Origin of the sequence: Lichenibacterium dinghuense (assembly GCF_021730615.1) — a bacterium.
GTDB classification, from domain to species: Bacteria; Pseudomonadota; Alphaproteobacteria; order Rhizobiales; family Beijerinckiaceae; genus Lichenihabitans; species Lichenihabitans dinghuensis.
Genome location: NZ_JAJLMN010000001.1, coordinates 894,149 through 918,189, shown reverse-complemented (window position 1 = coordinate 918,189; position 24,041 = coordinate 894,149). Strand labels below are relative to the sequence as shown.

19 protein-coding genes are annotated in these 24,041 nt (G+C 73.7%); 7 read left to right on the top strand and 12 right to left on the bottom strand.

The annotated features are described in order from the left end of the window. Positions 1–46 precede the first annotated feature (46 nt). From L7N97_RS04405 to L7N97_RS04365, 9 genes are all read right to left on the bottom strand, one after another. A complete protein-coding gene (locus L7N97_RS04405) occupies positions 47–964 on the bottom strand; it encodes an SDR family NAD(P)-dependent oxidoreductase (protein WP_237477143.1) in 918 nt (305 codons plus the stop codon). Between the two features lie 113 nt (positions 965–1,077). Further along, positions 1,078–1,887 carry a 2-keto-4-pentenoate hydratase gene (locus tag L7N97_RS04400; protein ID WP_237477142.1) on the bottom strand — a complete coding sequence of 270 codons (810 nt, stop codon included), beginning with the start codon at positions 1,885–1,887 and terminating at the stop codon, positions 1,078–1,080. Positions 1,888–2,027: 140 nt separating this feature from the next. After that, positions 2,028–2,990 carry a D-ribose ABC transporter substrate-binding protein gene (locus L7N97_RS04395; RefSeq protein WP_237477141.1) on the bottom strand — a complete coding sequence of 321 codons (963 nt, stop codon included), beginning with the start codon at positions 2,988–2,990 and terminating at the stop codon, positions 2,028–2,030. A gap of 84 nt (positions 2,991–3,074) precedes the next feature. Continuing rightward, positions 3,075–4,190: an ABC transporter permease gene (locus L7N97_RS04390; RefSeq protein WP_237477140.1), complete on the bottom strand. Its 1,116-nt coding sequence runs from the start codon at positions 4,188–4,190 to the stop codon at positions 3,075–3,077. Positions 4,191–4,214: 24 nt separating this feature from the next. Next, entirely contained in the window at positions 4,215–5,771 is a 1,557-nt protein-coding gene (locus L7N97_RS04385; RefSeq protein ID WP_237477139.1) for a sugar ABC transporter ATP-binding protein, read from the bottom strand. Continuing rightward, positions 5,771–6,424: a DUF2291 family protein gene (locus L7N97_RS04380; RefSeq protein WP_237477138.1), complete on the bottom strand. Its 654-nt coding sequence runs from the start codon at positions 6,422–6,424 to the stop codon at positions 5,771–5,773. Before L7N97_RS04380 ends, L7N97_RS04385 begins: the two co-directional genes overlap by 1 nt. Positions 6,425–6,620: 196 nt before the next feature. Next, positions 6,621–8,123 carry a glycerol-3-phosphate dehydrogenase gene (locus L7N97_RS04375; protein ID WP_237477137.1) on the bottom strand — a complete coding sequence of 501 codons (1,503 nt, stop codon included), beginning with the start codon at positions 8,121–8,123 and terminating at the stop codon, positions 6,621–6,623. After that, the gene (locus tag L7N97_RS04370; RefSeq protein WP_237477136.1) at positions 8,120–9,721 is read right to left on the bottom strand and encodes an FGGY-family carbohydrate kinase; all 1,602 of its coding nucleotides are present in this window, start codon (positions 9,719–9,721) and stop codon (positions 8,120–8,122) included. The genes L7N97_RS04375 and L7N97_RS04370 overlap by 4 nt, the downstream gene beginning before the upstream one ends. 91 nt (positions 9,722–9,812) lie before the next feature. After that, the gene (locus L7N97_RS04365) at positions 9,813–10,793 is read right to left on the bottom strand and encodes a sugar-binding transcriptional regulator (RefSeq protein WP_237477135.1); all 981 of its coding nucleotides are present in this window, start codon (positions 10,791–10,793) and stop codon (positions 9,813–9,815) included. A gap of 160 nt (positions 10,794–10,953) precedes the next feature. Between L7N97_RS04365 and L7N97_RS04360 the strand changes: the two genes are divergently transcribed. Then, on the top strand, positions 10,954–11,958 hold the full coding sequence (locus tag L7N97_RS04360) for a dihydroxyacetone kinase subunit DhaK (RefSeq protein WP_237477134.1): 1,005 nt from the start codon (positions 10,954–10,956) through the stop codon (positions 11,956–11,958). 11 nt (positions 11,959–11,969) lie between these two features. After that, entirely contained in the window at positions 11,970–12,599 is a 630-nt protein-coding gene (dhaL, locus tag L7N97_RS04355) for a dihydroxyacetone kinase subunit DhaL (protein WP_237477133.1), read from the top strand. A gap of 308 nt (positions 12,600–12,907) precedes the next feature. Here the strand turns inward: dhaL and clpB are convergent, their stop codons facing one another. After that, entirely contained in the window at positions 12,908–15,547 is a 2,640-nt protein-coding gene (clpB, locus tag L7N97_RS04350; protein WP_237477132.1) for an ATP-dependent chaperone ClpB, read from the bottom strand. A gap of 251 nt (positions 15,548–15,798) precedes the next feature. Here clpB and L7N97_RS04345 point away from each other — a divergent pair, with 251 nt between their 5' ends. From L7N97_RS04345 to L7N97_RS04325, 5 genes are all read left to right on the top strand, one after another. Beyond that, positions 15,799–16,203 (top strand): hypothetical protein, encoded by a 405-nt coding sequence (locus L7N97_RS04345; protein ID WP_237477131.1) that lies wholly within the window; start codon positions 15,799–15,801, stop codon positions 16,201–16,203. Positions 16,204–16,269: 66 nt separating this feature from the next. Further along, positions 16,270–16,890: a flavin reductase family protein gene (locus tag L7N97_RS04340; RefSeq protein WP_237477130.1), complete on the top strand. Its 621-nt coding sequence runs from the start codon at positions 16,270–16,272 to the stop codon at positions 16,888–16,890. A 163-nt stretch (positions 16,891–17,053) separates the two neighbouring features. Further along, the gene (locus tag L7N97_RS04335) at positions 17,054–18,034 is read left to right on the top strand and encodes a hypothetical protein (protein ID WP_237477129.1); all 981 of its coding nucleotides are present in this window, start codon (positions 17,054–17,056) and stop codon (positions 18,032–18,034) included. Positions 18,035–18,041: 7 nt separating this feature from the next. Then, the gene (locus L7N97_RS04330; protein ID WP_237477128.1) at positions 18,042–18,725 is read left to right on the top strand and encodes a hypothetical protein; all 684 of its coding nucleotides are present in this window, start codon (positions 18,042–18,044) and stop codon (positions 18,723–18,725) included. 73 nt (positions 18,726–18,798) lie between these two features. After that, complete coding sequence (locus L7N97_RS04325; protein ID WP_237477127.1) at positions 18,799–20,385, top strand: class I SAM-dependent methyltransferase; 1,587 nt, start codon at positions 18,799–18,801, stop codon at positions 20,383–20,385. A gap of 21 nt (positions 20,386–20,406) precedes the next feature. Here L7N97_RS04325 and L7N97_RS04320 read toward each other — a convergent pair whose 3' ends face one another. Then, positions 20,407–21,342, bottom strand: a complete 936-nt coding sequence (locus L7N97_RS04320) for a class I SAM-dependent methyltransferase (RefSeq protein ID WP_237477126.1) — start codon at positions 21,340–21,342, stop codon at positions 20,407–20,409. A 103-nt stretch (positions 21,343–21,445) separates the two neighbouring features. Then, on the bottom strand, positions 21,446–23,875 hold the full coding sequence (locus L7N97_RS04315; protein WP_237477125.1) for a hypothetical protein: 2,430 nt from the start codon (positions 23,873–23,875) through the stop codon (positions 21,446–21,448). Between the last annotated feature and the right edge of the window lie 166 nt (positions 23,876–24,041).

Genomic DNA, 24,041 nt, shown 5'->3' with positions numbered 1-24,041 from the left:
CGCGAAGGCTCGCCCGTCCGGAGGTGAGGCGGTCGCGCGGTCCATGTCAGGCGCTCCTGCAGGTGAGGCCGCCGTCGACGGGCAGGCAGACGCCGGTGATGTAGGCGGCCTCGTCCGAGGCCAGGAACACGGCCGCCCTGGCGATGTCCCAGCCCGTGCCCATGCGGCCCATCGGGGACGCCTCGTGCCGCGCCCGCACCATGGCCTCCATGTCGGCATATTGGCCGCCGATCTGCCGGTAGATCAACGGCGTGTTCATCAGGCCCGGCATGATGGCGTTGGCCCGGATGCCCTGCCGGGCATACTGCACCGCCAGCCCCACGGTGAACTGGTTCAGGCCCGCCTTGGCGGCGTAATAGGCCGCGTAGGGGTAGCCCGTGTAGCGGATCGCCGCCACCGACGAGATGTTGACGATGGCGCCCCGGCCGCGGGCCAGCATGGCCGGCAGCACGTGCTTGCAGGTCAGGAAGGCGCTGCGCAGGTTCACGTCCATCGCGCCGTCCCACTGGTCCTCGGTGAGTTCGACGGGGCCGCCCATCACCGTGGCGCCGACGTTGTTGTGGAGCACGTCGATGCGCCCGTGGGCCTCCAGGGCCTCGGCCACCACGGTCGCGATGCTGCCCGAATCCGTGACGTCGGCCGCGTGGGCGGAGCAGCGGCCCCCGAGCTCCGCGACGATGTCGGCGGTGGCATTCGCGGCGGCGCGCTCGCGGTCCACCGCGACCACGACGGCGCCTTCGCGGGCATGGGCCACGGCCGCGGCCTTGCCGTTGCCCCAGCCTTCCCCGACGCTGCCGGCGCCGAACACCAGGACGACGCGGTCCTTGAGGCGCCCGTGGCCGGGCGGGATCTCGGATGACGCGGCGGTGGCGGGCTCCAGCGGGCCGGTCGATGGCGGCTCCGCTGTCCGGAGACGTCCAGCATGGCCGTCGCCCCGACCTTCCGGCGCCGCTTCGTCCCGCATGATGCCCTCGCCCGCTCGGGGGCGATCTCCGCGCCCACTCTCGCGCATGATGGCCGCGCGCGCGGCGGGGGCAAACCGCTAAATCGATCCGGCCGCGCCGGCGCCCGTCAGCCTCAGGCCGCGAAGCGGACCGTGAGCGCGCCGAGGCACCCGTAGTCGCCCGTGACGGCGTCGCCGGGTGCGATCGGCACCGGCACCACGCAGGTGCCGGTCGTCACGATCTGCCCCGCGCCGAGCGTCGTGCCGTGTCGGCCGAGCTCACCCACGATCCAGGCGAGGGCGACGCGCGGGTCGCCGAGCACATCGGCGCCGCACCCGTCGTGGACGGCGCCGGCCCCGGGGCCGGCGTCGACGCGGCCCTGCACGGCGTGGCCGGCGAGGTCGATAGCGCGCCAGTCGCCCGGCACCTCCGGCCCGAGCACGAACCGGTCCGCGCAGGCGTTGTCGGCGATGAGCTGCGCGGCGCCGGTCGACACGAAGTCGAGGTAGCGCGAGTCGGGGACCTCGATGCCGAGGTGCAGGGCCGCGACCGCGTCCAGGATCTCGTCGGCGCGATAGGGCTCGTCCCGCGGCGGCAGGCTGCGGCCCATGCGGAACACGAACTCCACCTCGGCCACCCGCATGCGGTTGCGGCCGAGCGCGACCTTTCGGCCTTCGGGGAACACCCGCTCGGCCAGCAGGCGGCCCGCCAGGGGTCCGTCGACGTTGATGTGGCGCTGGCCCGCCTCGCTGGTGGCCGCGATCTTCCACCCGCGCAGCGGATGCGCGCTCCACCCCTCGCTCAGGGCCTGCACGGCGTAGCCGTCGGCGCGCGAGCCGGGGCGGAATCCGGCAGGCAGCGCGTCCATGTGGCGCCCGTCGCGCCAGGCCGCGTGGAGGGCGTCCGAGGCGCCCCGAAGCTGGGACGGCGTCATTCCGGTCATGGCGTCGCTCACGGATGGCCGGGATGGCTGGCCCGGCGCGCCCGCGGCTTATGGGCCCGGGCCGACGGCGGGGCAACGCCCGCGGCGCCGACGCCCGCGCCCCGCGGAGAGGCCGCACCCGGGCGGGTGCGGCCCCGGCGTCACTTCGCCATCGTGAAGGGCGCCGTCATCTTGTCCGCGTTGGCCTTGGTGATGAGCACGCAGTCGAACAGTTGCTTCTCCTGGGGGGCGCCGGTCTTGCCCGTCTTGATGAAGCTGTCGGCCTCGTCCACCGCCTTGGCGGCGAAGGTCGCCACGGGCTGCAGCACCGAATATTGCAGCTCGCCCGCCTTGATGGCCGCGACCGCGTCCGGCGAGCCGTCGAAGCCGCCGACCTTGACCGACGACAGCTTGCCGGCCTCCTTCAGCGCCGCGATGGCGCCGAGCGCCATCTCGTCGTTGCCCGAGATCACGCCGATGATGCCGGGGTGGGCCTGCAGCAGGTTCTGCATCTTGTCGTGGCCCTGGGTGCGGTCCCAGTTGCCGACCTGCTGGCCGACCTTGTGGAGGTTGTCGTACTGGTCGAGCACCGTCGCGAAGCCGTTGGAGCGGGTGGCGGCGTTGTTGTCCGAGGGGGAGCCGAGCAGCTCGACGTAGTCGCCCTTCTGGCCGACGTCCTTGACGAACTGCTGCGCGCCGAGCGCCGCGCCCTGCGCGTTGTTGGACACGAGCTGCGCCTTGGCGAGGCCCTCCTGGTTGATCTCGGCGTTGACCAGGATCACCGGGATGCCGGCCGCGACGGCCTTCTTCACGGCGCCGACCGAGCCCGACGCGTTCGCGGGGTCGAGGATGATCGCCACCGACTTGTTGGTGATGGCCGTGTCGATCAGGTTCGATTCGGTGTTGGTGTCGCCCTTGGAGGCCCCGACGTTGGCCTCGTAGCCGAGCTTCTTGGCCTCGGCCGCGGCGACGTTGCCCTCGGTGAGCCAGTAGGGGTTCGCGGGGTCGTTGACGATGATCGTCATCAGGCCGCCGGCCGCCTGGGCGGCCGTCGCGGTCAGGGCCGGGGCGGCCAGCGCCGCCGCGAGGGCCGTGACGGCCAGAAGCTTCGCCTTGATGGACATGTTTCCTCTCCTTCAGGTTGTATATGCGGCCGCACCCCGGATCGCGGGCGGCCGGATCCCCGCCGGGTCAGGCCCGGCGGCGCCTCACGCCGCGGGTCGCGGGGAAGGGGTGTGGCCCGTCGGGGCCGGCGTGCCGCCCGCCGGCTTGGCGGGGGCCTTGGCGCGGCCGCGGTACTGGACGGCGTTGAGCAGCACGGCGAGCACGATCACGGCGCCGGTGAACACCGTCTGCCAGTAGGACGAGATGCCGATGATCACGAGGCCGTCCGACAGGAAGCCGATCACGAAGGCGCCGAGCAGCGTGCCGCGCACGTTGCCGCGCCCGCCCGTCAGCGCCGCGCCGCCGATGACGACGGCCGCGATGGCGGTGAGCTCGTAGGTGGTGCCGGCGGTGGGGCCCGCCGAGGTGAGCTGCGAGGACAGGATCAGCCCCGCGACGGCGGCGCAGACGCCCGACATCATGTAGACGGAAAGCTGCACGGCCTTCACCGGCACGCCCGACAGCTCGGCCGCGCGCTCGTTGCCGCCCGAGGCGTAGAGCCAGCGCCCGAAGGGCGTGCGGGTCAGCACCAGGCTGCCGATCAGCGCGATCACCACCATCACCAGGATGCCGATCGGCACGCCGCCGATGCGGTTGAAGCCGAGCCAGTCAAAGCCCGTGTTGCCGAGGGCGGGCTGGCCGCCGAGGTTGTTGTAGGTGAGGCCGTTGGTCATCAGCAGCGCGACGCCGCGCACCATGTACATCACGCCGAGGGTCGCGACGAAGGCCGGCACCCGGAAGCGGGCGATCAGCACGCCGTTGACGAGGCCGATGGCGGCGCCGAGGAGGCAGCACAGCACCGCGACGACCCACACGGGCGGATATGCCGTAACCCCGAGCGGGCCGAGGGGCACGCCCTGCATCAGCGCGCCGGCCACCACGCCCGACAGGCCCAGCGTCGAGCCGATCGACAGGTCGATGCCGCCGTTGAGGATCACCAGCAGCATGCCGATCGCCAGGATGGCGAACAGCGCCACGTGCGACGACATGGTCAGGAGGTTCGACACCGACAGGTAGTAGGGGGACAGGACCGAGAAGACGACCACGATCGCGACAAGCGCGAAATAGGCGCGGCCTTCCAGCAGCACGCGTCCGATGTCGAAGCCCGGCGCCGCCGCGGCGGGGCGGGAGCGGTCCAGGGATGGGCTGGCTTGGGTCATGGGTCGCTCCCTCCGGGCGTCTTGTCAGGCCGTCACGGCTTCGCCGGAGGCGGCCATGATCTGTTCCTTGGTGACGGCGCGGCCGCCGGTCCGGCCGAACTCGGCCGCGATGCGGCCGCGGCTCATCACGACGACCCGGTGGGCGATCGACAGGCACTCGGACACCTCCGAGGTCGAGAACACCACGGCGAGGCCGGCCTTCGCGCGCTCGGCGAGGATGCGGAACACCTCCGCCTTGGCGCCGATGTCGATGCCGCGGGACGGCTCGTCGAGCATGATGACGCGCGGGTGGGTGCCCAGCATCTTGCCGATCACCACCTTCTGCTGGTTGCCGCCCGACAGCGAGCCGATGGGCGCGCCGGGGCCGGCCGTCTTCACCGTGACGGCGCGGATCGACGCGTCGACGACGCGGCGCTCGGCGGGGCGCGACAGGAACAGGCGCCTGGCGAAGGCGGCGATCGAGGCCAGCGACAGGTTCTCGCCGACCGACATGGTCTGCACGAGGCCGTCGCGCTGCCGGTCCTCCGGCACGAGGGCGAGCCCGTCCGCGATGCGCTCGGCGATGGTGAGGCCGGAGATCTCCCGCCCTTCGAGCCACACCTCGCCCGCGACCTTGGGCACGCGGCCGAAGACGGTTTCGAGCAGCTCCGTGCGCCCCGCCCCCATCAGGCCGTAGATGCACACGATCTCGCCGGCCCTCACGTCGAGCGACAGGTCGTCCACCACGAGGGCGCCGTGGCCGGCCCTGTCGGCGACGCTGACGCCCCGCACCGACAGCGCGACCTCGCCGAACGGGTAGCCGGCCGGCGGCGAGCCGAGGTCGAAGCCCTCGCCCACCATGTTGCGCACGATCCACTCGAGGTCGATGTCGGCCCTGTCGGCCTTGGCCGTCATGGCGCCGTCGCGCAGCACCACAGCATGGTCGGTGATCTCCAGCGCCTCCTCGAGGTGGTGGGAGATGTACACGATGGCGACGCCGCGGCTCGTGAGGTCGCGGATGACCTTGAACAGCACCTCGACCTCTGACGCACTCAAGGCGGACGTCGGCTCGTCCATGATGAGGATGCGCGACTTCACCGACAGCGCGCGGGCGATCTCGACGATCTGCTGCTGGCCGAGGCGCAGGTCCTCGACCGGCGTCATCGGGTCGATGTCCTCCTCGAGCTCCGCCATCAGGGCGCTCGCTTGGCGCGCCTCCTCGGCGTAGTCGATGCCGGAGGGTCCCGCGATCTCGCGGCCCATGAAGATGTTGTCGCGCACGGACAGGTTGGGCGCGAGGCTCAGCTCCTGGTGGATGATGGAGATGCCGCGGTCCCGCGCGTCCGACGAGGAGGCGAAGACCACGGGCTCGCCGCGGAGCTCCACCGTGCCGGAGGTCGGCCTGATGACGCCCGACAGGATCTTCATCAGCGTCGACTTGCCGGCGCCGTTCTCGCCGAACAGCGTCGTCACCTTGCCGGCGCGGACGTCGAAGGCGACGCCCTTCAGCGCGTGCACGGCGCCGTAGGATTTCGCGACGTCGCGGGCCGTGAGCACCACCTCGCCGGACGCGCCGGCTGGCGCCGGGGCGGCGGCCGCCATCACTTCACCTCCAGCGACACGGGGGTGACGAGCCACTTGGCGGGATCGGTGAGCTGGAACACGCCCACGACCGACACGGTCTTGCCCTTGAGGTCGGAGGTGTCGAGCCGGGACAGGACCTGCTTCTTCATCTCCTTGTTCAGCGCCGAGCCGGCGTTCTGATAGTCGATCTGGTTGGTGAACTGGCCGAACTCGATCGTCCCGGTCGCGTCGCGCAGGTCCGTGCCCATGATGGCGGGGCCGGTCTGCAGCGCGACCTTGGGTGTGTCCGGCATGCCGTCGACGTGCACGTCGTAGTTGCCGAAGTCGCCGTCGCCGAGCGTGCCGGTGAAGGACACGGGATATTCCACGCCGACGCCCGACGGGACGCCGTACTGCTTGGCGGCGGCGGCCGGGTCCTTGGCGATGGCGGCCGCCAGCGCGGGCGCCGGCACGGCGCGGCCGAGGATCGCCTTCTGCACGATCGGGAACGTCTTCTGGCCGTAGGCGAGGGGCGAGAAGGTGCCGGGCGCGACGTCGGCCGCGCCGCCGCTCTTCACCCACTTGGTGTCGAGCGCCATGGCGAGGACGAGTGCGGCCGCGACGGCCCCGGCCACCGCCGCGCGGGTCCGGGCCTTGTCGCGCCGCGGGGCGGCGGGGGTGAGGGTGCTCATGGGATGCGCTTTCTCAGTCCGTCGTTTGAGCCTCGTATGCTCTCATCCGTCCTCATCCTGAGCAGGGGCCGGAGGCCCCGTGTCGAAGGACGCAGGCGCTCTCCGCGCAGCAGCGGCCCGCTCGTACGTCCTTCGACACGGGTCCTCCGGACCCTGCTCAGGATGAGGGAGGGTGACGTCAGCTCGATCTCCGCGCTCACGCCGCCTCCATGGTGCGCTCGAAGGCGAGGCGCTCGCCCGCGCTCATGTGCAGGCCGTGCTTGGTGCGGCGGGTCAGCACGTCGGCGGGGGTCAGCGCCCATTCGGTGTCGCGCAGGAACTCGACCTCGCGCCCGTAGAGCAGCGCCCCGTGGTGGGGGCCGAGCGCGTCCAGGCCCTTCGCGTCGCCGAGCAGCGCACGCGCGCGCGTGCCGTAGAGGTGGGCATAGTGCTCGGCGAGGTCGGCGGGCAGCCAGGGGTACTCGGCGCGCAGGGCCGACAGGAAGGCCGGAAAGTCGGCGTCCGGCAGGTCGCCGCCCGGCAGCGTCGCGTCGGCCGTCCAGGCGCGGCCCATCTGCGGGAAGGTCTTGGTCAGCCGGTCGAGCGCGTGTTCGGCGAGCTTGCGGAAGGTGGTGATCTTGCCGCCGAACACCGAGAGCAGCGGCGGCTGGCCCTCGGGATCGTCCACCTCGAACACGTAGTCGCGCGTCACCGCGGAGGCGTTGGCGTCCGCGTTGTTGTCGTAGAGCGGCCGCACCCCCGAGAAGGAGTGGACGATGTCGCTCTGCTTCAGCGGCTTCGCCGCGTAGCGGTTCACGACGCGCAGCAGGTAGTCGATCTCGTTCTGGTCGATGGCGACGTCCTTCGGGTCGCCGGTATACGGGATGTCGGTCGTGCCGATGAGGCACAGGTTGCCCTCGTAGGGGTTGACGAAGATCACCCGCTTGTCGTCGTTCTGGAACAGGTAGGCCTGCGGGCCGTCCCAGAACTTCGGCACGACGATGTGCGAGCCCTTCACGAGCCGCACCTTGTAGGACGTGTTGCGGCCCGCGACGCGGCCGACCACGTCCTCGACCCAGGGGCCGGCCGAGTTGACCAGCGCCCGCGCCCTCACGCGGCTTTCCGTGCCGTCGGCGCCCTTCATGGTGACGAGCCACAGCCCGTCGTCGCCGCGCCGCGCCGAGACGGCGGCCGTGCGGGTGAGCACCGTCGCGCCGCGCTGCTTGGCATCCAGGGCGTTCAGCACCACCAGCCGCGCGTCGTCGACCCAGCAGTCGCTGTATTCGAAGGCCGTCGTGTAATCCTTGCTGATCGCGCGCCCTTCCGGCGCCGAGCGCAGGTCGAGCTTGCGCGAGCCGGGCAGCATCTTGCGGCCGCCGAGGTGGTCGTAGAGGAACAGGCCCGCCCGCACCATCCAGGCCGGGCGCTGCTCGGGCGAGTGCGGCAGCACGAAGCGCATCGGCCAGATGATGTGGGGCGCCGCGCGCAGCAGCACCTCGCGCTCGATCAGCGCCTCGCGCACGAGGCGGAACTCGTAATATTCGAGGTAGCGCAGGCCCCCGTGCACGAGCTTGCCCGAGCGCGAGCTCGTGCCCTCGGCGAGGTCGCCCTTCTCGCACAGCAGCACCTTGAGGCCGCGGCCCGAGGCGTCGCGCGCGATGCCGGCGCCGTTGACGCCCCCGCCGATGATGGCGAGGTCGACGATCCCGTGGTCCGTCATGGCGCGCTCTCCTTCAGGCTCGCTTCGTCATCCCGCGCGTCCCCGCCGCCCCTGGCGGCCAGCATCGCCCGCCACACCGGCGGGGCCGCCTGGCGGGCCGCCACGTAGGCGGGGAATAGCCGGTCGTAGCGGTGCGCGAGGGCGGCGTCGGGCTCCTGCGCATCGCCGAGGGTCGGGTCGACCCAGCGCGCGATGCAGCTCTCCATGTCGGGGACGAGGCCGGTCGACACGGCCGCCACCATGGCGGCCCCGGCGGCGCCCGCCTCCTCGCGCGTCGAGGTGCGGATGCGGGTGCCGAGCGCGGCGCCCAGGATCATGCGCAGCGCCTTCGAGCGCGCCGCGCCGCCGGTGACGCGCACCTCGGACGGGACGGAGCCCATGGCGGCGTAGCAGTCGCGCGCCGCGAAGCCGAGGCCCTCGTAGACGGCCCGCATCAGGTCGTTGAAGCTGTGGCGGGCCGACAGGCCGTGGAAGGCGGCGCGCGCCGCGGCGTCCACGAAGGGGCCGCGCTCGCCCGCCTCCGAGATGTAGGGGTGGTACAGGATCGCGCCGGCCTCGGCCCGCAGCACGTGGTCGTCGAGGTCGAGGAAGATGTCGGTGCGGCTCTTCTCGACGCCGTGCTGGCGCAGCACGCCGCGCGCGAGGTCGACCAGCCAGTCGATGTTGAGCGTCGAGGCCATGTTGCTCTGGAGCTGGGCGAAGGTGCCCGGCACCGGGAAGGCCAGCGTGTAGCCGGTGCTTTCCCGGTTGAGCCGGACGGCGGCCGCCGAGCGGGCGATGCGCATGTGCATGCCGGTCGAGCCGACGATCGTGCAGCCCGTGTCGCGCTCGGGGTCGTAGAGCCCGGCGCCGAGGCCGGTCGCCACGATGTCGATGGGCCCGAGCACGATCGGCAGCCCTTCGCCGAGGCCGACCTCCGCCGCGGCGGCGCGGCTCATGCGCCCGGCGCGGCCGGCGCCGTCCACCACCGGCGGCAGCAGCCCGCGCCGCGCGCCGAGCCCGAGTTCGTCGAGCAGCGCCGGGGCGTAGTCCATCGTGCGGAAGTCGCCGAAGGAGTGGACGCCCTCGGACGGGTCGGCGGCGCGGATGCCGGTGAGCTTGAAGTAGAGCCAGTCCTTGAGGTGGAAGGCGGTCGCGGCGCGGGCCATCACGTCCGGCCGGTGCCGCTCCAGCCACAGGAGCTGCGGGCCCATCTGGCAGGCCGCGAGGCCCGAGCCGGTGCTCTCGAAGTGGCGGCGCCCGGCCGGGGACGCGCGCAGCGCCTCGTTGACCCCGGCCGCGCGGGCGTCGAGCCAGATCAGCGCCGGGCCGGCGGGCTCGCCCTCCGCGTCCACCAGCCAGGTTCCGTCGCCCTGCGCCGTGACGCCGATCGCGGCGACGCGGGACGCGAGGTCCGGCACTTCGGCGGCGAGGCCGCGCAGCGTCGCGGCCGCGTCGGCCCAGGTGGCCGCCATGTCCTGCTCGGCGCCGGCGCCCTCGACCGTGGCGTAGCGGTTGGGGCGGGCGCACACGCCCACCTGCTCGCCCGCGAGCGTGAAGGCGATCGACTTGATGACGGAGGTGCCGGCGTCGACGCCGACGACGAGGTCGCGCGTCACCGGCGGGCCTCCCGGCGCGAGGGGGCGGTGCGTTTGCTCATTCCGATCTCCCTCCCTCGGTGTCGCGGGGCGTTCCGCCCTCGCGCGGGCTTCAAAGCTTGAACTGCGGTCCCAGCAGCGCCGCGGCGGTGCTCTCGTCGGTCAGGAGGCCGTGCAGCAGCCCGCTCGACAGCACGGCCCGGATCGCGGCCGGCTTGCCGGCGCCGCCCGCCACGGCGACGAGCTTGCCGCTCCGGAGGTCGTCCGGCCCCATCGCGGCGATGCGGCCGGACAGGTCCGTCTCGACCCAGCGGCCGGCCTCGTCGAAGAAGTGGCCGAGGATCTCGCCGCGGCCTCCGGCCCGCGCCGCCTCGTCGAACTCCTCCGGCTCGATCATGCCGGACATGCCGAGCGAGGCCGCGTGCCCGTCCACGGTGCCGATGCCGGTGAAGCGCAGCGAGGCGCCGCGGGCGAGGGCAAACACCTCCTCGACGCCGCGCTGCGCCATCAGCACGGCGCGGTCCTCGGGCGAGTTCAGCGCGAAGGGCACGGGCAGCACGTAGGCCTCGGCGCCCGTGCGCTCGGCGATGCGGTTGATCACGTCGAACGGGTTCGCGGCGAAGCGGCGCGAGAAGCCGCCGAGCTGCGACACGAACTTGATGCGCCCCGCGTCGACCCGCGGCAGGTGCTCGACGCAGGCCGCGAGCGTGCGGCCGTTGCCGAGGCCGATCACCGGATCGGTGCCCCGCTCGCAGACGAGGCGGAGGTAGCGGGCACCGAGCACGCCGAGCGCGCGCAGCGGCATCGGCTCGTCGTCGAGGTTGGGCGCCACCTCGCAGAAGGCGAGGCCGTAGGCCCGGCAGAGCTGCTGCTCCAGCTGCACGCAGCGGGCGATCTCGCCGTCGACGAAGACCCGCACCATGCCCTCGCGGCCCGCGCGGGCGATCAGGCGGTGGGCCTTGACGTTGGGCACGTTGAGCCGGGTGGCGACCTCGCTCTGCGTCAGCCGCCCGACGTGGTGCAGCCACGCGGCCCGCGCCGCCAGGCTGGCGTCGTCCTCTGCGAGGAAAGGGGGCTCCTGCGCGCGGCTCACTCGGTCCCACCCTGAAAAATCATTCTCGTTGTGTAAAAACTTTCACGACGCGGACCGGCCGTCAAGCGCCTTCTCGATCCGGCGTGGGCGCGGCCGCTCCCCGGCGCCGGGCTCGACGCCGCCGGCGCCCCGTGCTGATCTCGCACCACGGGAGGGCATCATGACGACCAAGAAGCTGATCAACGAACCCGACGCCGTCGTGGACGAGATGGTCGAGGGCATGCTGGCCGCGCATCCGCGCCACCTGCGCCGGGCCGAGGGCCACCGCCGCGCCCTGGTGGCGGCCGACGGGCCGCGCCCTGGCAAGGTGGGCATCGTGGTCGGCGGCGGCTCGGGCCACGAGCCGACCTTCGCGGGGCTGGTGGGCCGCGGCCTCGCCGACGCGGTGGCGGTCGGCAACGTCTTCGCGTCCCCGCCGCCCGATCCGATCCTCGCCGCGACCCGCGCGGCCGACGGCGGCGCCGGCGTGCTCTACCTCTACGGCAACTACGCCGGCGACTGCATGAACTTCGACATGGCGGTCGAGCTGGCCGAGCTCGACGGCATCGAGGTCCGCACCGTGGTGACGACAGACGACGTCGCCTCGGCACCGCAGGGCCGCGAGGCCGAGCGGCGCGGCGTCGCCGGCAACGCCTTCGTGTTCAAGGTGGCGGGGGCCGCCGCCGACGCCATGCTGCCGCTCGCCGAGGTCGAGCGCCTGACGCGCCGCGCGAACGCGCGCACCTTCACGGTGGGCGTGGCGCTGTCCCCCTGCTCGCTCCCGCAGACGCTGACGCCGAACTTCGAGATCGGCGAGGGCGAGATGGAGGTCGGCATGGGCATCCACGGCGAGCCCGGCGTCCTGCGCGCGCCGCTGCGGCCCGCCGACGCCGTGGCGGACGACATGCTCGACCGCATCTTCGCCGAATGCGGCGCGAAGGCCGGGGACAGCGTGGCCGTGATGGTGAACTCGCTCGGCTCGACCTCCATGATGGAGCTTTACGTGCTGCAGCGCCGGGTGAAGCAGCGGCTCGACGCGCGGGGCGTCGCGGTGCACCGGAGCTGGGTCGGCGCCTTCTGCACCTCGCTGGAGATGGCGGGCGCCTCGATCACGCTGATGTGGCTTGACGACGAGCTGACCCCGCTGCTCGACCGCCCGGCCGACGCCGCGCAGTTCCGGGTGTGAGGCAGGGCGCCATGAGGGAGATCACCGCGGGCGACCTCGTGCGGGCGCTCGGCGCCGTGCGGGACGCGATCGAGGCCGAGAAGGGCGAGCTGTGCCGGCTCGACGGGGTGATCGGCGACGCCGACCACGGCATCGGCATGGCGCTGGGCTTCGCGGCCGTGTCGCGCGCCCTGGAGGCGAGCCCGCCCGCCGACCCCGCCGGCGTCTTCGCCGCGGCGGCCCGGAGCTTCCTCGACGCGGTCGGGGCTTCCACGGGCCCGCTCTACGCCACGGCCTTCCTGCGCGCCGCGGCGGCCGTGAAGGGCCGGGCGGCGCTCGGCCGCGACGACGTTGTGGGCGCGCTCGCCGCGATGGCGAAGGGCGTCGCCGACCGCGGCAAGGCCCAGCCCGGCGAGAAGACCATGCTCGACGCCTGGGCGCCGGCCGCCGCGGCGGCGGAGCGCGCCGCCGCGGCGGGCTCGGACCTCCAGGCCTGCCTGCGCGCCGCGGCGGAGGCGGCGGCGGCCGGCGCCGAAGCCACGAAGGCGATGGCGGCCACCAAGGGCCGGGCGTCGCGGCTCGGCGAGCGCGCGCTCGGCCACGTCGACCCGGGCGCGGCCTCGGCGGCGATCATTCTGAGGGTGCTGGCGGAAGGCTTGTGATGCCAGGGAGGGCGATGGGACCAACGGCGAGGGTTCCCTCGACCTGTCTTCTCGACCCCTCTCATCCTGAGCCGGGGCCAAGGGCCCCGTGTCGAAGGACCCAGGCGCCCTCCGCAGCGACTGCCCGCTCCTGCGTCCTTCGACACGGCCCTGCGGGCCGGCACAGGATGAGGGCGGATGAGAGATACGACCTCGTGAGATCGAATCCGAGGGGACACGCCCGGTCGGTCCCCTCGACCATGCCGCTCGTGGTGGAGGGGGGCGGACCGGATGCGGCCGGACGAGGTCCAGCCGCCGCCCCCCGCCCGTCACGCCCCGCGCGGGAAGCTCACCACGCGGCCGTCGTGCTCGCCGTCCTCGGCCGGCTCGGCGCCGTGGCCGGCGATGCGCAGCCCGTCGCGGCCCGCCTCGATCGGCACGTGGGCGCCGTCGTGCACCTCGCCCGACAGGATCAGCTCGGCGAGCGGGTCCTGCACGGCCTTCTGGATGGCGCGCTTGAGCGGGCGCGCCCCGTAGACCGGGTCGTAGCCCTTGTCGGCCAGCCACGCCCGCGCCGAGGGCGAGAGGTCGAGCGTGATCTTGCGGTCGGCCAGCAGGCGCTGGAGCCGCCCGAACTGGATGTCGACGATCGCCGCCATGTTGTCCCGGCGCAGCCGGTGGAACAGGATGATCTCGTCGACGCGGTTCAGGAACTCCGGCCGGAAGTGGCCGCGCACCACGTTCATCACCTGGTCCCGCACCGCCGCGACGTCCTCGCCGTCCTTCTGCCCGGCGAGGTAGTCCGAGCCGAGGTTCGACGTCATGATGATGAGCACGTTGCGGAAGTCGACCGTGCGGCCCTGCCCGTCCGTCAGCCGCCCGTCGTCGAGCACCTGCAGGAGGACGTTGAACACGTCCGGATGCGCCTTCTCGATCTCGTCGAACAGCACGACCTGGTAGGGTCGGCGCCGCACGGCCTCCGTCAGCGCGCCGCCCTCCTCGTAGCCGACGTAGCCGGGGGGCGCGCCGATCAGCCGGCTGACGGAATGCTTCTCCATGTATTCCGACATGTCGATGCGGACCATCGCGGCCTCGTCGTCGAACAGGAACGAGGCCAGCGCCTTCGTCAGCTCCGTCTTGCCGACGCCGGTCGGCCCGAGGAACATGAAGGAGCCGATCGGCCGGTTCGGGTCCTGCAGCCCGGCGCGGGCGCGCCGGACCGCGGTCGATACCGCCTTGACGGCGTCCGCCTGGCCGACGACGCGCCCCCCGATGGCCTTCTCCATGCCGAGCAGCTTGTCGCGCTCGCCCTGCAGCATCTTGTCGACCGGCACGCCGGTCCAGCGCGACACGACCTGCGCGACGTTGTCGGCCGTGACGGCCTCGCTCACCAGCACCTCGGAGCCCTTGGCCTCGACTTCGCCGAGCCTCTTCTCGAGGTCGGGGATGACGCCGTAGGTCAGCTCGCCGGCGCGCTGGTATTCGCCGCGGCGCTGGGCCTGGACGAGCTCGTTGCGGGCCGCCTCCAGCTCCTCCTTGAGCTTCTGCGCGGTGCCGAGCTTGTCCTTCTCCGAGCGCCAGCGCAGGGTCAGCGCGTCCGAGCGCTCCTGCAGGGCGCGCAGCTCGCCTTCCAGGCGCCCGAGCCGGTCCTGCGAGGCGGCGTCGGGCTCCTTCTTCAGCGCTTCGGCCTCGATGCGGAGCTGCACGATGCGGCGGTCGAGCTCGTCGAGTTCCTCGGGCTTCGAGTCCACCTGCATGCGCAGGCGCGAGGCCGCCTCGTCGACGAGGTCGATCGCCTTGTCGGGCAGGAAGCGGTCGGCGATGTAGCGGTTCGACAGGGTCGCGGCCGCCACGATCGCGGCATCCGTGATGCGCACGCCGTGGTGGAGCTCGTACTTCTCCTTGAGGCCGCGCAGGATCGACACCGTGTCCTCGACGGTGGGCTCGGACACGAAGACGGGCTGGAAGCGCCGCGCCAGCGCGGCGTCCTTCTCGACGTGCTTGCGGTACTCGTTCAGCGTGGTGGCGCCGACGCAGTGCAGCTCGCCGCGGGCGAGGGCGGGCTTCAGCAGGTTCGACGCGTCCATGGCGCCGTCCGCCTTGCCGGCGCCGACCAGCGTGTGCATCTCGTCGATGAATAGGATGATGCCGCCCGCCGCGGCCGTGACCTCGGAGAGCACGGCCTTCAGCCGCTCCTCGAACTCGCCGCGGTACTTCGCGCCGGCGATCAGCGAGCCCATGTCGAGCGACAGGAGGCGCTTGTCCTCCAGGCTCTCGGGCACGTCGCCGTTGACGATGCGCAGCGCCAGGCCCTCGACGATGGCGGTCTTGCCGACGCCGGGCTCGCCGATCAGCACGGGGTTGTTCTTGGTGCGGCGCGACAGGACCTGGATCGAGCGGCGGATCTCCTCGTCGCGGCCGATCACGGGGTCGAGCTTGCCGGCGCGCGCCGCCTCGGTGAGGTCGCGGGCGTACTTCTTCAGCGCGTCGTAGCCGTTCTCGGCCGAGGCGCTGTCGGCCTTGCGGCCCTTGCGCAGGTCCTCGATGGCGGCGTTGAGCGTCTGCGGGGTCACGCCGGCGGCGGCCAGGATGCGCCCGGCTTCCGTGTTCTTCTCGATCGCGAGGGCGAGCAGCAGCCGCTCCACGGTGACGAAGCTGTCGCCGGCCTTGGTGGCGATCGACTCGGCCTCGCCGAACAGGCGCGCCGTGGCGGGGGCGAGGTAGACCTGGCCGGCGCCGTTGCCGCTCACCTTGGGGAGCTTGGCGAGGGCGGCCTCGGTGGCCTGCATGGCGTCGCGCGAGCGGCCGCCGGCGCGGTCGATCAGGCCCGCGGCGAGCCCCTCGTTGTCGTCGAGCAGCACCTTTAGCACGTGCTCGGGGGTGAACTGCTGGTGGCCCTCGCGGACCGCGAGCGACTGGGCCGACTGCACGAAGCCGCGCGAGCGCTCGGTGAATTTCTCGAAGTTCATGGGTTTACGCCTCCATGGCGACCCGGCCCCGGAGCGGCGCGGGTCGTCCGACAAAGCCCGGCCCCGTTGCGGCGGCCGGCATGACCCCGATGTGGGTGCGGAGCGAGGCGGCGTCCAGGCTCGCCCGGCCGATTGCGATAAAAAAGTCACACTTTCCGTCGGAGCACCTCCAGAGTGGAAAAATCGGTCGATCGCAGCAACTTCGCCGCCCCGCAGTTGTTGGGCGATGAGGTCACACCCCGATCGGAACGGTGCCCGCCTTGACCCTGTCCCGCCTCGCGCTCGTCGCCGCGCTGTCGTCCGCCGCCGCGCCGGCCTTCGCGGCCAACTGCCAGGTCACCCCCTACCAGCTGTTCTTCGGCTCCGACGGCTCGACCCGCATGGTGGTGAAGAGCGGGGCCGTGTGCGGCGTGCCCTTCACCCAGGGCGGCCGCGGCCGCACCGTCAGCGCCGGCGGGGTCAACCACCTCGCCATCTCGGAGCAGGCCGCGCACGGGCGCGCCGGGACGCAGGGCCTGACGAGCTGGGGCTACGCCTCGCAGAAGGGCTACGTCGGCCCCGACCGCTTCGTGCTGGAGGTGGGCGGCGAGATCATGGCGGAGCGCATCCTCCGCGGCACCTCCCACATCACGGTGGACGTCGACGTCGTGCCGTGACGGCCCTTTGCCCTGCGGGGCGGGGATGGGGTAGGCACGGGCCGACCCCCGACCGAGGCGACCCCCATGGCCCACGACATGCACTTCTACGAGCCCGCCAAGGGCCACGGCCTCGCCCACGACCCGTTCAACAGCATCGTGGGCCCGCGCCCCATCGGCTGGATCTCCACGGTGGACGGGGACGGGCGGCGCAACCTCGCCCCCTACAGCTTCTTCAACGCCTTCAACTACGTGCCCCCGATCGTTGGCTTCTGCTCGGTGGGCCGCAAGGACAGCCTCCGCAACGCCGAGGCGACGGGCGAGTTCGGCTGGAACCTGTCCACCTTCGCGCTGGCCGAGGCCATGAACGCCTCCTGCGCCGCCGTCGAGGCCGGCGTCGACGAGTTCGACCTCGCGCGGCTCACCCCCGCGCCGTCGCGCCTGATCGGGGCGCCGCGCGTCGCCGAAAGCCCGGTCTCGTTCGAGTGCAAGGTGTCGGAGATCCTGCGCCTCAAGACCGCCGCGGGCCGCGAGGTCGACAGCTGGATGGTGTTCGGCGAGGTCGTGGCCGTCCACATCGACCGGGCGCTGATCCGCGACGGCGTGTACCAGACGGCGCTGGCCGGGCCGATCCTGCGCGGCGGCGGGCCCGGCGACTACTTCAGGGTCACGGAAGCGGAGAAGTTTGTGATGATGCGGCCGCGCTGAGGCGCCGCTCCCCCGCCGGTCCCGCGCCGGTCTGATCGGCCCGCCCCACACGCGCCGCGTGGACCGCCACGGCACATTTCACCCGGCGCCACCTTCCGGCCGACCGGCGATGCCCTTACAAGCCGGGTGGGCGATCGGGCCGACGGAGTTGGAGCGGGACGCGATGAGGGCAGGTTTGGCGCTGGGGTTCGCGGTCGCGGCGTGTTTGGCCTACGCGGTGCTGAGCTCCGGCGCGATCCAGGCCTCGCTGGCCCTCGCCGTGCTCGGCCTGGCGCGGCCCGTGCTGGTGCCGCTGGTCGAGCTCATCAACAACCCCGCCTTCGTGTATTGCGCCGCGCTTCTGATCTTCCTGGCCGGCCTCGCCGCCTGCGCGGTCTATCAGGTGGCCGTGCTCCGGCCCGCCCTGGGCGCCCTGCGCCGCGTGCGCGCCCGGGTCAACGACCTGCCCGAGCCGCGGGTGGCCGGGGCCGCGACGCCGGCCGCCTGGGCCGAGGCCCGCGGCGCGCTCGGCCTGCTGCTGCAGCGGCACGGCACCTTCGTGGCCGCCTGGGCGGCGTTCCAGGCCGACGCGCTGCGCGGGCGCGGCGTGCCGGGGCGCCCCTTCTCCAGCTTCGTCGCCGCCGAGCCGAGCGACGCGGCCGAGCCCGACGACCTGATGCGCAGCCTGCCCGGCTACTTCACCTCGGTCGGCCTCATCTTCACCTTCGTCGGCCTCGTGGTGGCGCTCTATTTCGCATCGAAGGGCTTCCGCTCGGGCGACGCCGAGCAGGCCAAGCGCGCCATCGTGGAGCTGCTCAACGCCGCCTCCTTCAAGTTCCTCACCAGCGTGGCCGCGCTCATCAGCGCCTTCCTGATCACGCTCTGCGCCCGGCAGGGCGCGGCGGCCGTGCGCCGCGAGCGCGGGCGGGCGCTCACCCGCATCGAGGGCTACCTCGCCCTGTGGCGCGAGCGGACCGGGGTCGCCGAAGCCGGCGGCGCGCCCGCCCTCGCGCCCGCCGACCTGCTCCGCCGCTTCGACGCCCTGCTGGCCAGCGTCGCCGACCTCGCGCGCGACGTCAGGCTCCTCGCCGAGCGCGAAGGGCCCGAGCGGCGCGGCGCGGGCCGCGAGGTCGCCGAGCCGGCCCCCGCGCGGACGGGCGCCTGAGGTGGGCGTGTCCGGGGCAGACGACGAGATCGACTTCCGGCCCTTCTTCGACATGGTGGTCGGCGTCCTGTTCGTGCTGCTGATCCTCGTGGCCGCGCAGGTGTACTTCCAGCAGGTGTCGGACCAGTCCGTCGCCAGCGAGGCCGCCAAGCGGGACGCGGCCCGGCGCCGCGCCGATATCGCCGCCTTCCTGGACGCGCTGGCCGGCCGCCTGCGCGCCGGGGGCCTCGCCGCCGCGGCCGACGCCGCGCACGGCGCCGTGCTGCTGCCGCTGCAGGACGTGCTCGCCGCCGACGCGTCCGGCCTGCCCGCGGTGGAGGGGACGGCGGTGGGCCGGCTCGGCGCGGCCCTGGCCGACGCGACCGCCTGCGTGACGGCGCCGCGCAGCGACGACCCCGGCTGCTCCGCCTTCGCGCGGCTCGACCTCGACGCGCTGGACGTCGGCGTCCGGCTCGAAGCCGCCCCGCCCGGGGCGCCGCTGGCGCCCGACCGCTACGGCGAGCTCGGGGCATCGGTGCTGTCGGCGCGGCTGCTGGGCGAGCATCCGTCGCTGATCGGGGCGTCGAACGCGGCCGGCGGGCGGGTGATCCGGTTCGTCACCGCCCCGGCCGCGAGCCCGCAGGCGGGCGCGGCGGCCGGGGCGGCACCGGGACTCAGGGGCGATCTGGTGCTGGATTTCACCTTCCGATGACCGGCGCCGGCCGCGGGTCGCCCCTGCCGGCGACGCGCGGCCCGCCGGGACCGCATCACGGAGCGAGGGAACGATGGTGGGGACACGCTTGAAGCGGGCGCTGCGCGGGGCCGCGGGCCATTCCGAGCCCGCGGTGCCCGCCGCGCCGCCCGGTCCGACCGCGCAGGAGCGCGACGCCGCCGAACTGCGGGCGAGCGGCCTGTTCGACGCGGGTTTCTACCTCGCCCGCTACCCGGACGTCGCCGCCTCCGGCATGGACCCGGCGGTGCACTACCTCAGCGTCGGCGCCGCCGAGGGCCGCGACCCCGGCCCGGACTTCGACTGGCAATGGTACATCGGGGAATGCACCGAGGCCGGCATGGCCGGCGTGAACCCCCTGCTGCACTACCTGCGCGTCGGGCGGGCCTCGGGCCGCAGCCCCAAGGCCATCGACGCGGGCCAGGCCTTCGACAGCTTCGCGGTCGCCAGCCGGGCCGGCCTCCTGCCCTTCTCGGTCGGGCACCGCTACGCCGTGAGCCGCGTCGACTTCCCGCTCGGGCCCGCGGCCCCGCCCGCCCCCGACGGACGTCCGGCCCCGCCCCAGCCGCTCTCGGCGCGGATCGGCTCCCCCGACCTCGACCACATGGCCGTCGTCGGCCGCGGCGTGCACGACACGCTCCTGCGCTGCCTGCCGGAAGGATTCGACTTCGCCGGCAAGCGCTGCCTCGACTACGGCTGCGGCATCGGCCGCGTGATCCGCTACTTCACCGAGGAGGCGCGCCGCTGCGAGTTCTGGGGCTGCGACATCGACGGGCCCAGCATCCGCTGGCTCACCGAGCAGCTGTCGCCGCCGTTCCGCTTCTACCGGATCAGCCCGGCCCCCTCGCTGCCCTTCGAGGACAACTCCTTCGACCTCGTCTACGCGGTCGGGGTGTTCAGCCAGGTCTACGACGACTGGCACCAGCTCGCCGTGGAGCTGCGCCGCATCCTGAAGCCGGGCGGCACCTTCATCCTGACCTTCCCGGGCCAGAACTCGTACGAGGACCAGCTCGCGGAGCCCTTCGCGGCCAACCGCGGCATGGTGCTGGCGAACCCCTTCAACCCGTGGAGCATGGGCGGCCCCATGCTGTTCCTGACGCCCGAATGGGTCCAGCGCTACTGGGGCGCGATCTTCGACATCGACTTCATCGCGCCGAACGGCTTCCTCGACTACGACACGCTGGCCGTGATGCGGAAGCCCGTGCCCGGCGCGCCGATGCGGGCGGACGGGCAGGCCGCGGGCCGCATCGTCGAGGTGGGCACGCGTCAGGACTTCCACCCCGACGCCTTCGGCATGATCGAGCAGCGGTTCGATCCGTCGAAACCCTACCTCGACAGCTACGGCCTGGAGGTCGCGCCGGGCGCCGCCGAGGTGCGGGGCTTCATCGCCATGCGCCGCGGCGCCGAGCGCATCGAGGCGTCGGTGGACGGCCACCCCCTGCCGGTCGCGCTGGAATGGTCGGCGCCGGCCCCGCATCCGAAGCGGGCCGAGCTGCTGTCGCGCAGCTTCGTCCTGCGCTTCGACACCGGCGATCTCCCCGCGGATTCCGGCACCGCGCGGGCCTGCCTCGACGTGACGGCGGAGGACGCGGCCGGGCTGCGCCACCGCCTGTCGATCCCGCTCCGCGCGTCGGCGGGTTGAGCGGACGCGCCGGGCGCGGCCTCAGCCCCGGTCCGGCCCCTTGATCGCGGCCGCGATCCGCCGCATCGGCGCCGTCACGCGCCAGGAGGTCGAGCCTTCGAGGCCCGCGACCCGGTCCCGCAGCCGCGCGGCCTCGCGCGCCTCCGGGCCGGGCACATCCCGGTCCCGGGCGAACTCCGGGGCGACCTGCAGGGCGACGACGTCGCCGTTGCCGTCCCACACGCCCTCGGCCAGCATGACGAGGCGCCGGCCGGGGGAGGCCGTCGCGAGCCTCGTCAGCCAAGCCGGGCTCGACAGCGAGATCCCGTATCCGGGTGCGAACCCTTCCCCGGCCGGATAGTCGACGTAGCCGTACCCGCCCTCGTCGTAGCCGCGCTTGACCGACGGCCACCCGTCCCCCTCCAGGTAGGAGCCGTCGTGGTCCTGCACGGCGCGCGCCGCGCGCCCGCTGGTGCTCGCGACCAGCAGGCCGCCCGGATTCAACGCCGCCATGGCCCGGTCCACGAGGCGGCGCGTCCCGTCCTCGTCGAGGTGCGTGAGGACGGAGCCCATCCAGATCAGGTCGTGGGGGCCGCGGAACGCGATCGCCTCGATGTCGGCGCTGGACGCCCAGGCTTCCACCCCGAGAAGGTCCCGGCAGAAGGCCACGTCCTGCGGGCGCAGGTCGCAGCAGGCGAGGACCGCGTCGGGATAGGCGGCCCGGAGCCAGCGGGTGACCCGGCCGGCGCCCGAGCCGAAGTCGAGCACGCGGCCGGGCTCCGGCAGCCCCGCCAGGGACAGGGCCACCCGGATGACGTTGAGCGCGGAAGCGCCGACCGACAGGTAGTGGACGTCGTCGGACTCCATGCCATCGCGGCGGGCCAGCCGGAGGTCGAGCCGGCGGGCGATGGGCCGCAGAGGGGCGGGCAGGTGCGGCTCCGCCGCGGCGAGGTCGAGCGGCGCGGGTCTCAGATCCATCTCGGCCCCAGGGTGAACCACGACGGGAGGATTAGATCACCCCGCCGGCCCTGCCAATCCGGCCCGCGTCGGCCCTGGAGGGGGCCCCTCCCGATCGGCCGCCTCATTCGGCGGACGCGATGTCGCTCCAGTAGGACCAGCCCCACGAGCAGTCCGCGACGCAGTCGGTCTCGGCCGTGACGGTGGCGAGGCCCGGCGGAAGCGCGATCTCGGCCGACTGCGGCCCGCGGTCGGCCGCCACCGTCCGGGGCTCGAGGCATCGCCGCCACAGCGGCGCCGCGCCGGGCGACGCGCGGAGGGCGAAGCACACGCCCTGCGTCTTTCCGTCGGTCCAGGCCCCGTCCGCGATGCCGAACGCGACCCGGAGGCGGCGCGCCCCCGCGACCGGCACCGTCAGCGCGGTCGGGGCCGGCACGGACAGCCGGTCGCCGTCCATCGGCGCGCCGGCGTCGATCGCGCGGGCCAGCTTTCGCCACGCTTGGGCGTGGGCGAGTTCGGCGGCCAGCGGCGCTGCTTCGGCGCTCGGCGGCGCAGCCGCGACCGCGACGGGGTAGAAGGCGATCTCGACGTCGGGATCGTAGAAGAAGCGCGTCCAGGGCGAGCCGCCCACCGTCAAGGCCTTGACCTCGCCCGCCCCGGCCTCCGCGCCGTGGCCGAAGGCGAGGTCGGCGAAGCCGTCGGCGTCCTCGACGAGCGGCGACAGCAGGAAGCCGGCCGCCGCGATGGCGGGGACGAAGCGGTACGTCCGCTCGCCGCCGTCGGCGAGCGTCAGTTGCAGGCTCAGCGCCGGCGGGCGGAACAGGGCGGAGGCGAGGCGCCCGAGGAGCGTCTTCTGCACCGTCACGCGGGCGAAGACCGGGCCGGGCACCGGCACGGCGACGCGCGCGCCGAGCTTCGCGTCGCGCGGGATCGCGTCCCCGAGCACGTCGGGCAGCGGCAGGGGCCGCCGGCGCAGGGCGATCCCGGGGCCGACGCGGCGCTGCGGCTCGTAGCGGCGCAGGAGATCGGGCCACAGCGCGCCTTCCGTCGTGTTGGGATGGCGGTCGTCGAGCGCCCCCGCGTCGAAGATCACCCAGTCCGGCGCGCGGGGGCCGGCGTAGAAGGCGGCGTTGGCGCCGATCAGTCCCGCGCTGTAGGTCGAGTAGTCCTGGAAGCTCGGGCGCGGGCGATAGTCGAGCCCGTTCGCGAGCAGCGCGCTCTGATCGGAGGGCAGCATGTCGACGCTGCCGGCGAGGGGCGGCAGGGGCTGGGCGTCGCGGATGCCGGCCCAGGCGGCCGCCTTCGCGGCGCGGGCCGCGGCGGCGAAGGCCGACGGGTCGCGCAGGAAACCCGCCCAGGCGCCCCGCTCCGCGCGGAGCACGGCGCCCATGTCGCGATACACCTCGGGCAGCGCGGCGAGGCGGGGCGCGCGCTCCGTGGCGGCCAGGAAGAACAGCGGCCCCACGACCCAGAGCACGGCGAGCGAGCACGCGCCGAGCAGGGCGGCGCCTCCGGCGGAGCGCGGCAGCACGAGCCCGACCGCGACCGCGACGCCCGCGAGGCCGAGCAGGGACCACGCGATCTGCGTGTGCGTGTCGGCCCGCACGAAGCCGGCCTTGACCGACAGGGCGAGCACGAAGGCGGTGCCGAGCGCGGCGGCGACCCGGCCCCACCGCCCGGGGGTGCCCGCGATCCCCGCCACGGCGATGAGCCCGGCGGCGCAGCACAGGAACAGCCCGAGCTCCCAGCGGCCGGGCGGCAGATACATGGCCTCGCCGTAGCCCGCCGCCACCTGGCCCTGCAGGTCGAGGTAGGCCGGCAGGTCGCCGGGCCGCTGCCCGCAGGCCAGGAAGGCCGCGAGCGCCGCGGCGAGCGCGACCGGCACCAGCACGGGCGGCCGCCGCAGCTCCAGGAGCCGCCGCGCATCGGCGACGGCGAAGACGCCCAGGGCGACGACGCCGTAGCTCGTCTTGGCCAGCCCCGCCGCGCCGAGCAGCGCCGCGCCGAGCAGCACGGCCGCGAGCGGCAGCCGCTGCCCCGGCCGGCGCACGAGGTCGAGCAGCAGCAGGGCGAGCGCTAGCGCGAAGTAGAAGCTGTCCTGGTCGAGCGCCAGCTCCGCCGCGAGGGCCGCCACCTCCGCCGCGACCGCGACGGCGATCAAGGCTCCGCCGAAGCGCCGCCCCGCCGCGGCGGCCCGCGCGAGACACACCAGCGCCAGGGCGTCGACCAGCGCGACCCCGACGAGGAACGGCAGGGCCGACGCGAGATAGCCGTCGGTGAAGTAGCGCGTCACCAGCGCGGATGCGGGGCCGTAGGTGAAGGCGAGGTCGACGCCCCAGCGGGCGTGCCGCACCGCGGCCTCGCCCAGCACCGCGATCCAGGACGGGTCGAGGCCGCTGCCCGGCATGGCGAGGGACAGCGGGCGCAGCACGGACAGCAGCGCCGCGGCGGCGACGGCCGCCACGGCGGCCAGGACCGCCGCGCCCCGCAGGGCGGAGCCCAGCGCGCCGCGCGATCCCGTGTTCGACCCCGCGCCCGTTCCGTCGCCGTGCATCGCCCGCCTGTCGTCCGCCGCCGATGATCCGGCGCGCCTCCCCTTAGCTGCTCGGGCGGGCGGCACAAAGCGGCCCGGCTCCGGGCAGTTGCCGAAGGCCGGGCTCGGGCGTTACATCCGGGCACCCTGCCGGCCGTGCCCGAGCGCCGCCGGACGGGCCGGACCA

Coding starts and splice junctions, on each gene's coding strand:
- L7N97_RS04405 (WP_237477143.1), bottom strand. CDS start 964: ATGCGGGACGAAGCGGCGCCGGAAGGTCGGGGCGACGGCCATGCTGGA.
- L7N97_RS04400 (WP_237477142.1), bottom strand. CDS start 1,887: ATGACCGGAATGACGCCGTCCCAGCTTCGGGGCGCCTCGGACGCCCTC.
- L7N97_RS04395 (WP_237477141.1), bottom strand. CDS start 2,990: ATGTCCATCAAGGCGAAGCTTCTGGCCGTCACGGCCCTCGCGGCGGCG.
- L7N97_RS04390 (WP_237477140.1), bottom strand. CDS start 4,190: ATGACCCAAGCCAGCCCATCCCTGGACCGCTCCCGCCCCGCCGCGGCG.
- L7N97_RS04385 (WP_237477139.1), bottom strand. CDS start 5,771: ATGGCGGCCGCCGCCCCGGCGCCAGCCGGCGCGTCCGGCGAGGTGGTG.
- L7N97_RS04380 (WP_237477138.1), bottom strand. CDS start 6,424: ATGAGCACCCTCACCCCCGCCGCCCCGCGGCGCGACAAGGCCCGGACC.
- L7N97_RS04375 (WP_237477137.1), bottom strand. CDS start 8,123: ATGACGGACCACGGGATCGTCGACCTCGCCATCATCGGCGGGGGCGTC.
- L7N97_RS04360 (WP_237477134.1), top strand. CDS start 10,954: ATGACGACCAAGAAGCTGATCAACGAACCCGACGCCGTCGTGGACGAG.
- dhaL (WP_237477133.1), top strand. CDS start 11,970: ATGAGGGAGATCACCGCGGGCGACCTCGTGCGGGCGCTCGGCGCCGTG.
- clpB (WP_237477132.1), bottom strand. CDS start 15,547: ATGAACTTCGAGAAATTCACCGAGCGCTCGCGCGGCTTCGTGCAGTCG.
- L7N97_RS04340 (WP_237477130.1), top strand. CDS start 16,270: ATGGCCCACGACATGCACTTCTACGAGCCCGCCAAGGGCCACGGCCTC.
- L7N97_RS04335 (WP_237477129.1), top strand. CDS start 17,054: ATGAGGGCAGGTTTGGCGCTGGGGTTCGCGGTCGCGGCGTGTTTGGCC.
- L7N97_RS04325 (WP_237477127.1), top strand. CDS start 18,799: ATGGTGGGGACACGCTTGAAGCGGGCGCTGCGCGGGGCCGCGGGCCAT.
- L7N97_RS04320 (WP_237477126.1), bottom strand. CDS start 21,342: ATGGATCTGAGACCCGCGCCGCTCGACCTCGCCGCGGCGGAGCCGCAC.
- L7N97_RS04315 (WP_237477125.1), bottom strand. CDS start 23,875: ATGCACGGCGACGGAACGGGCGCGGGGTCGAACACGGGATCGCGCGGC.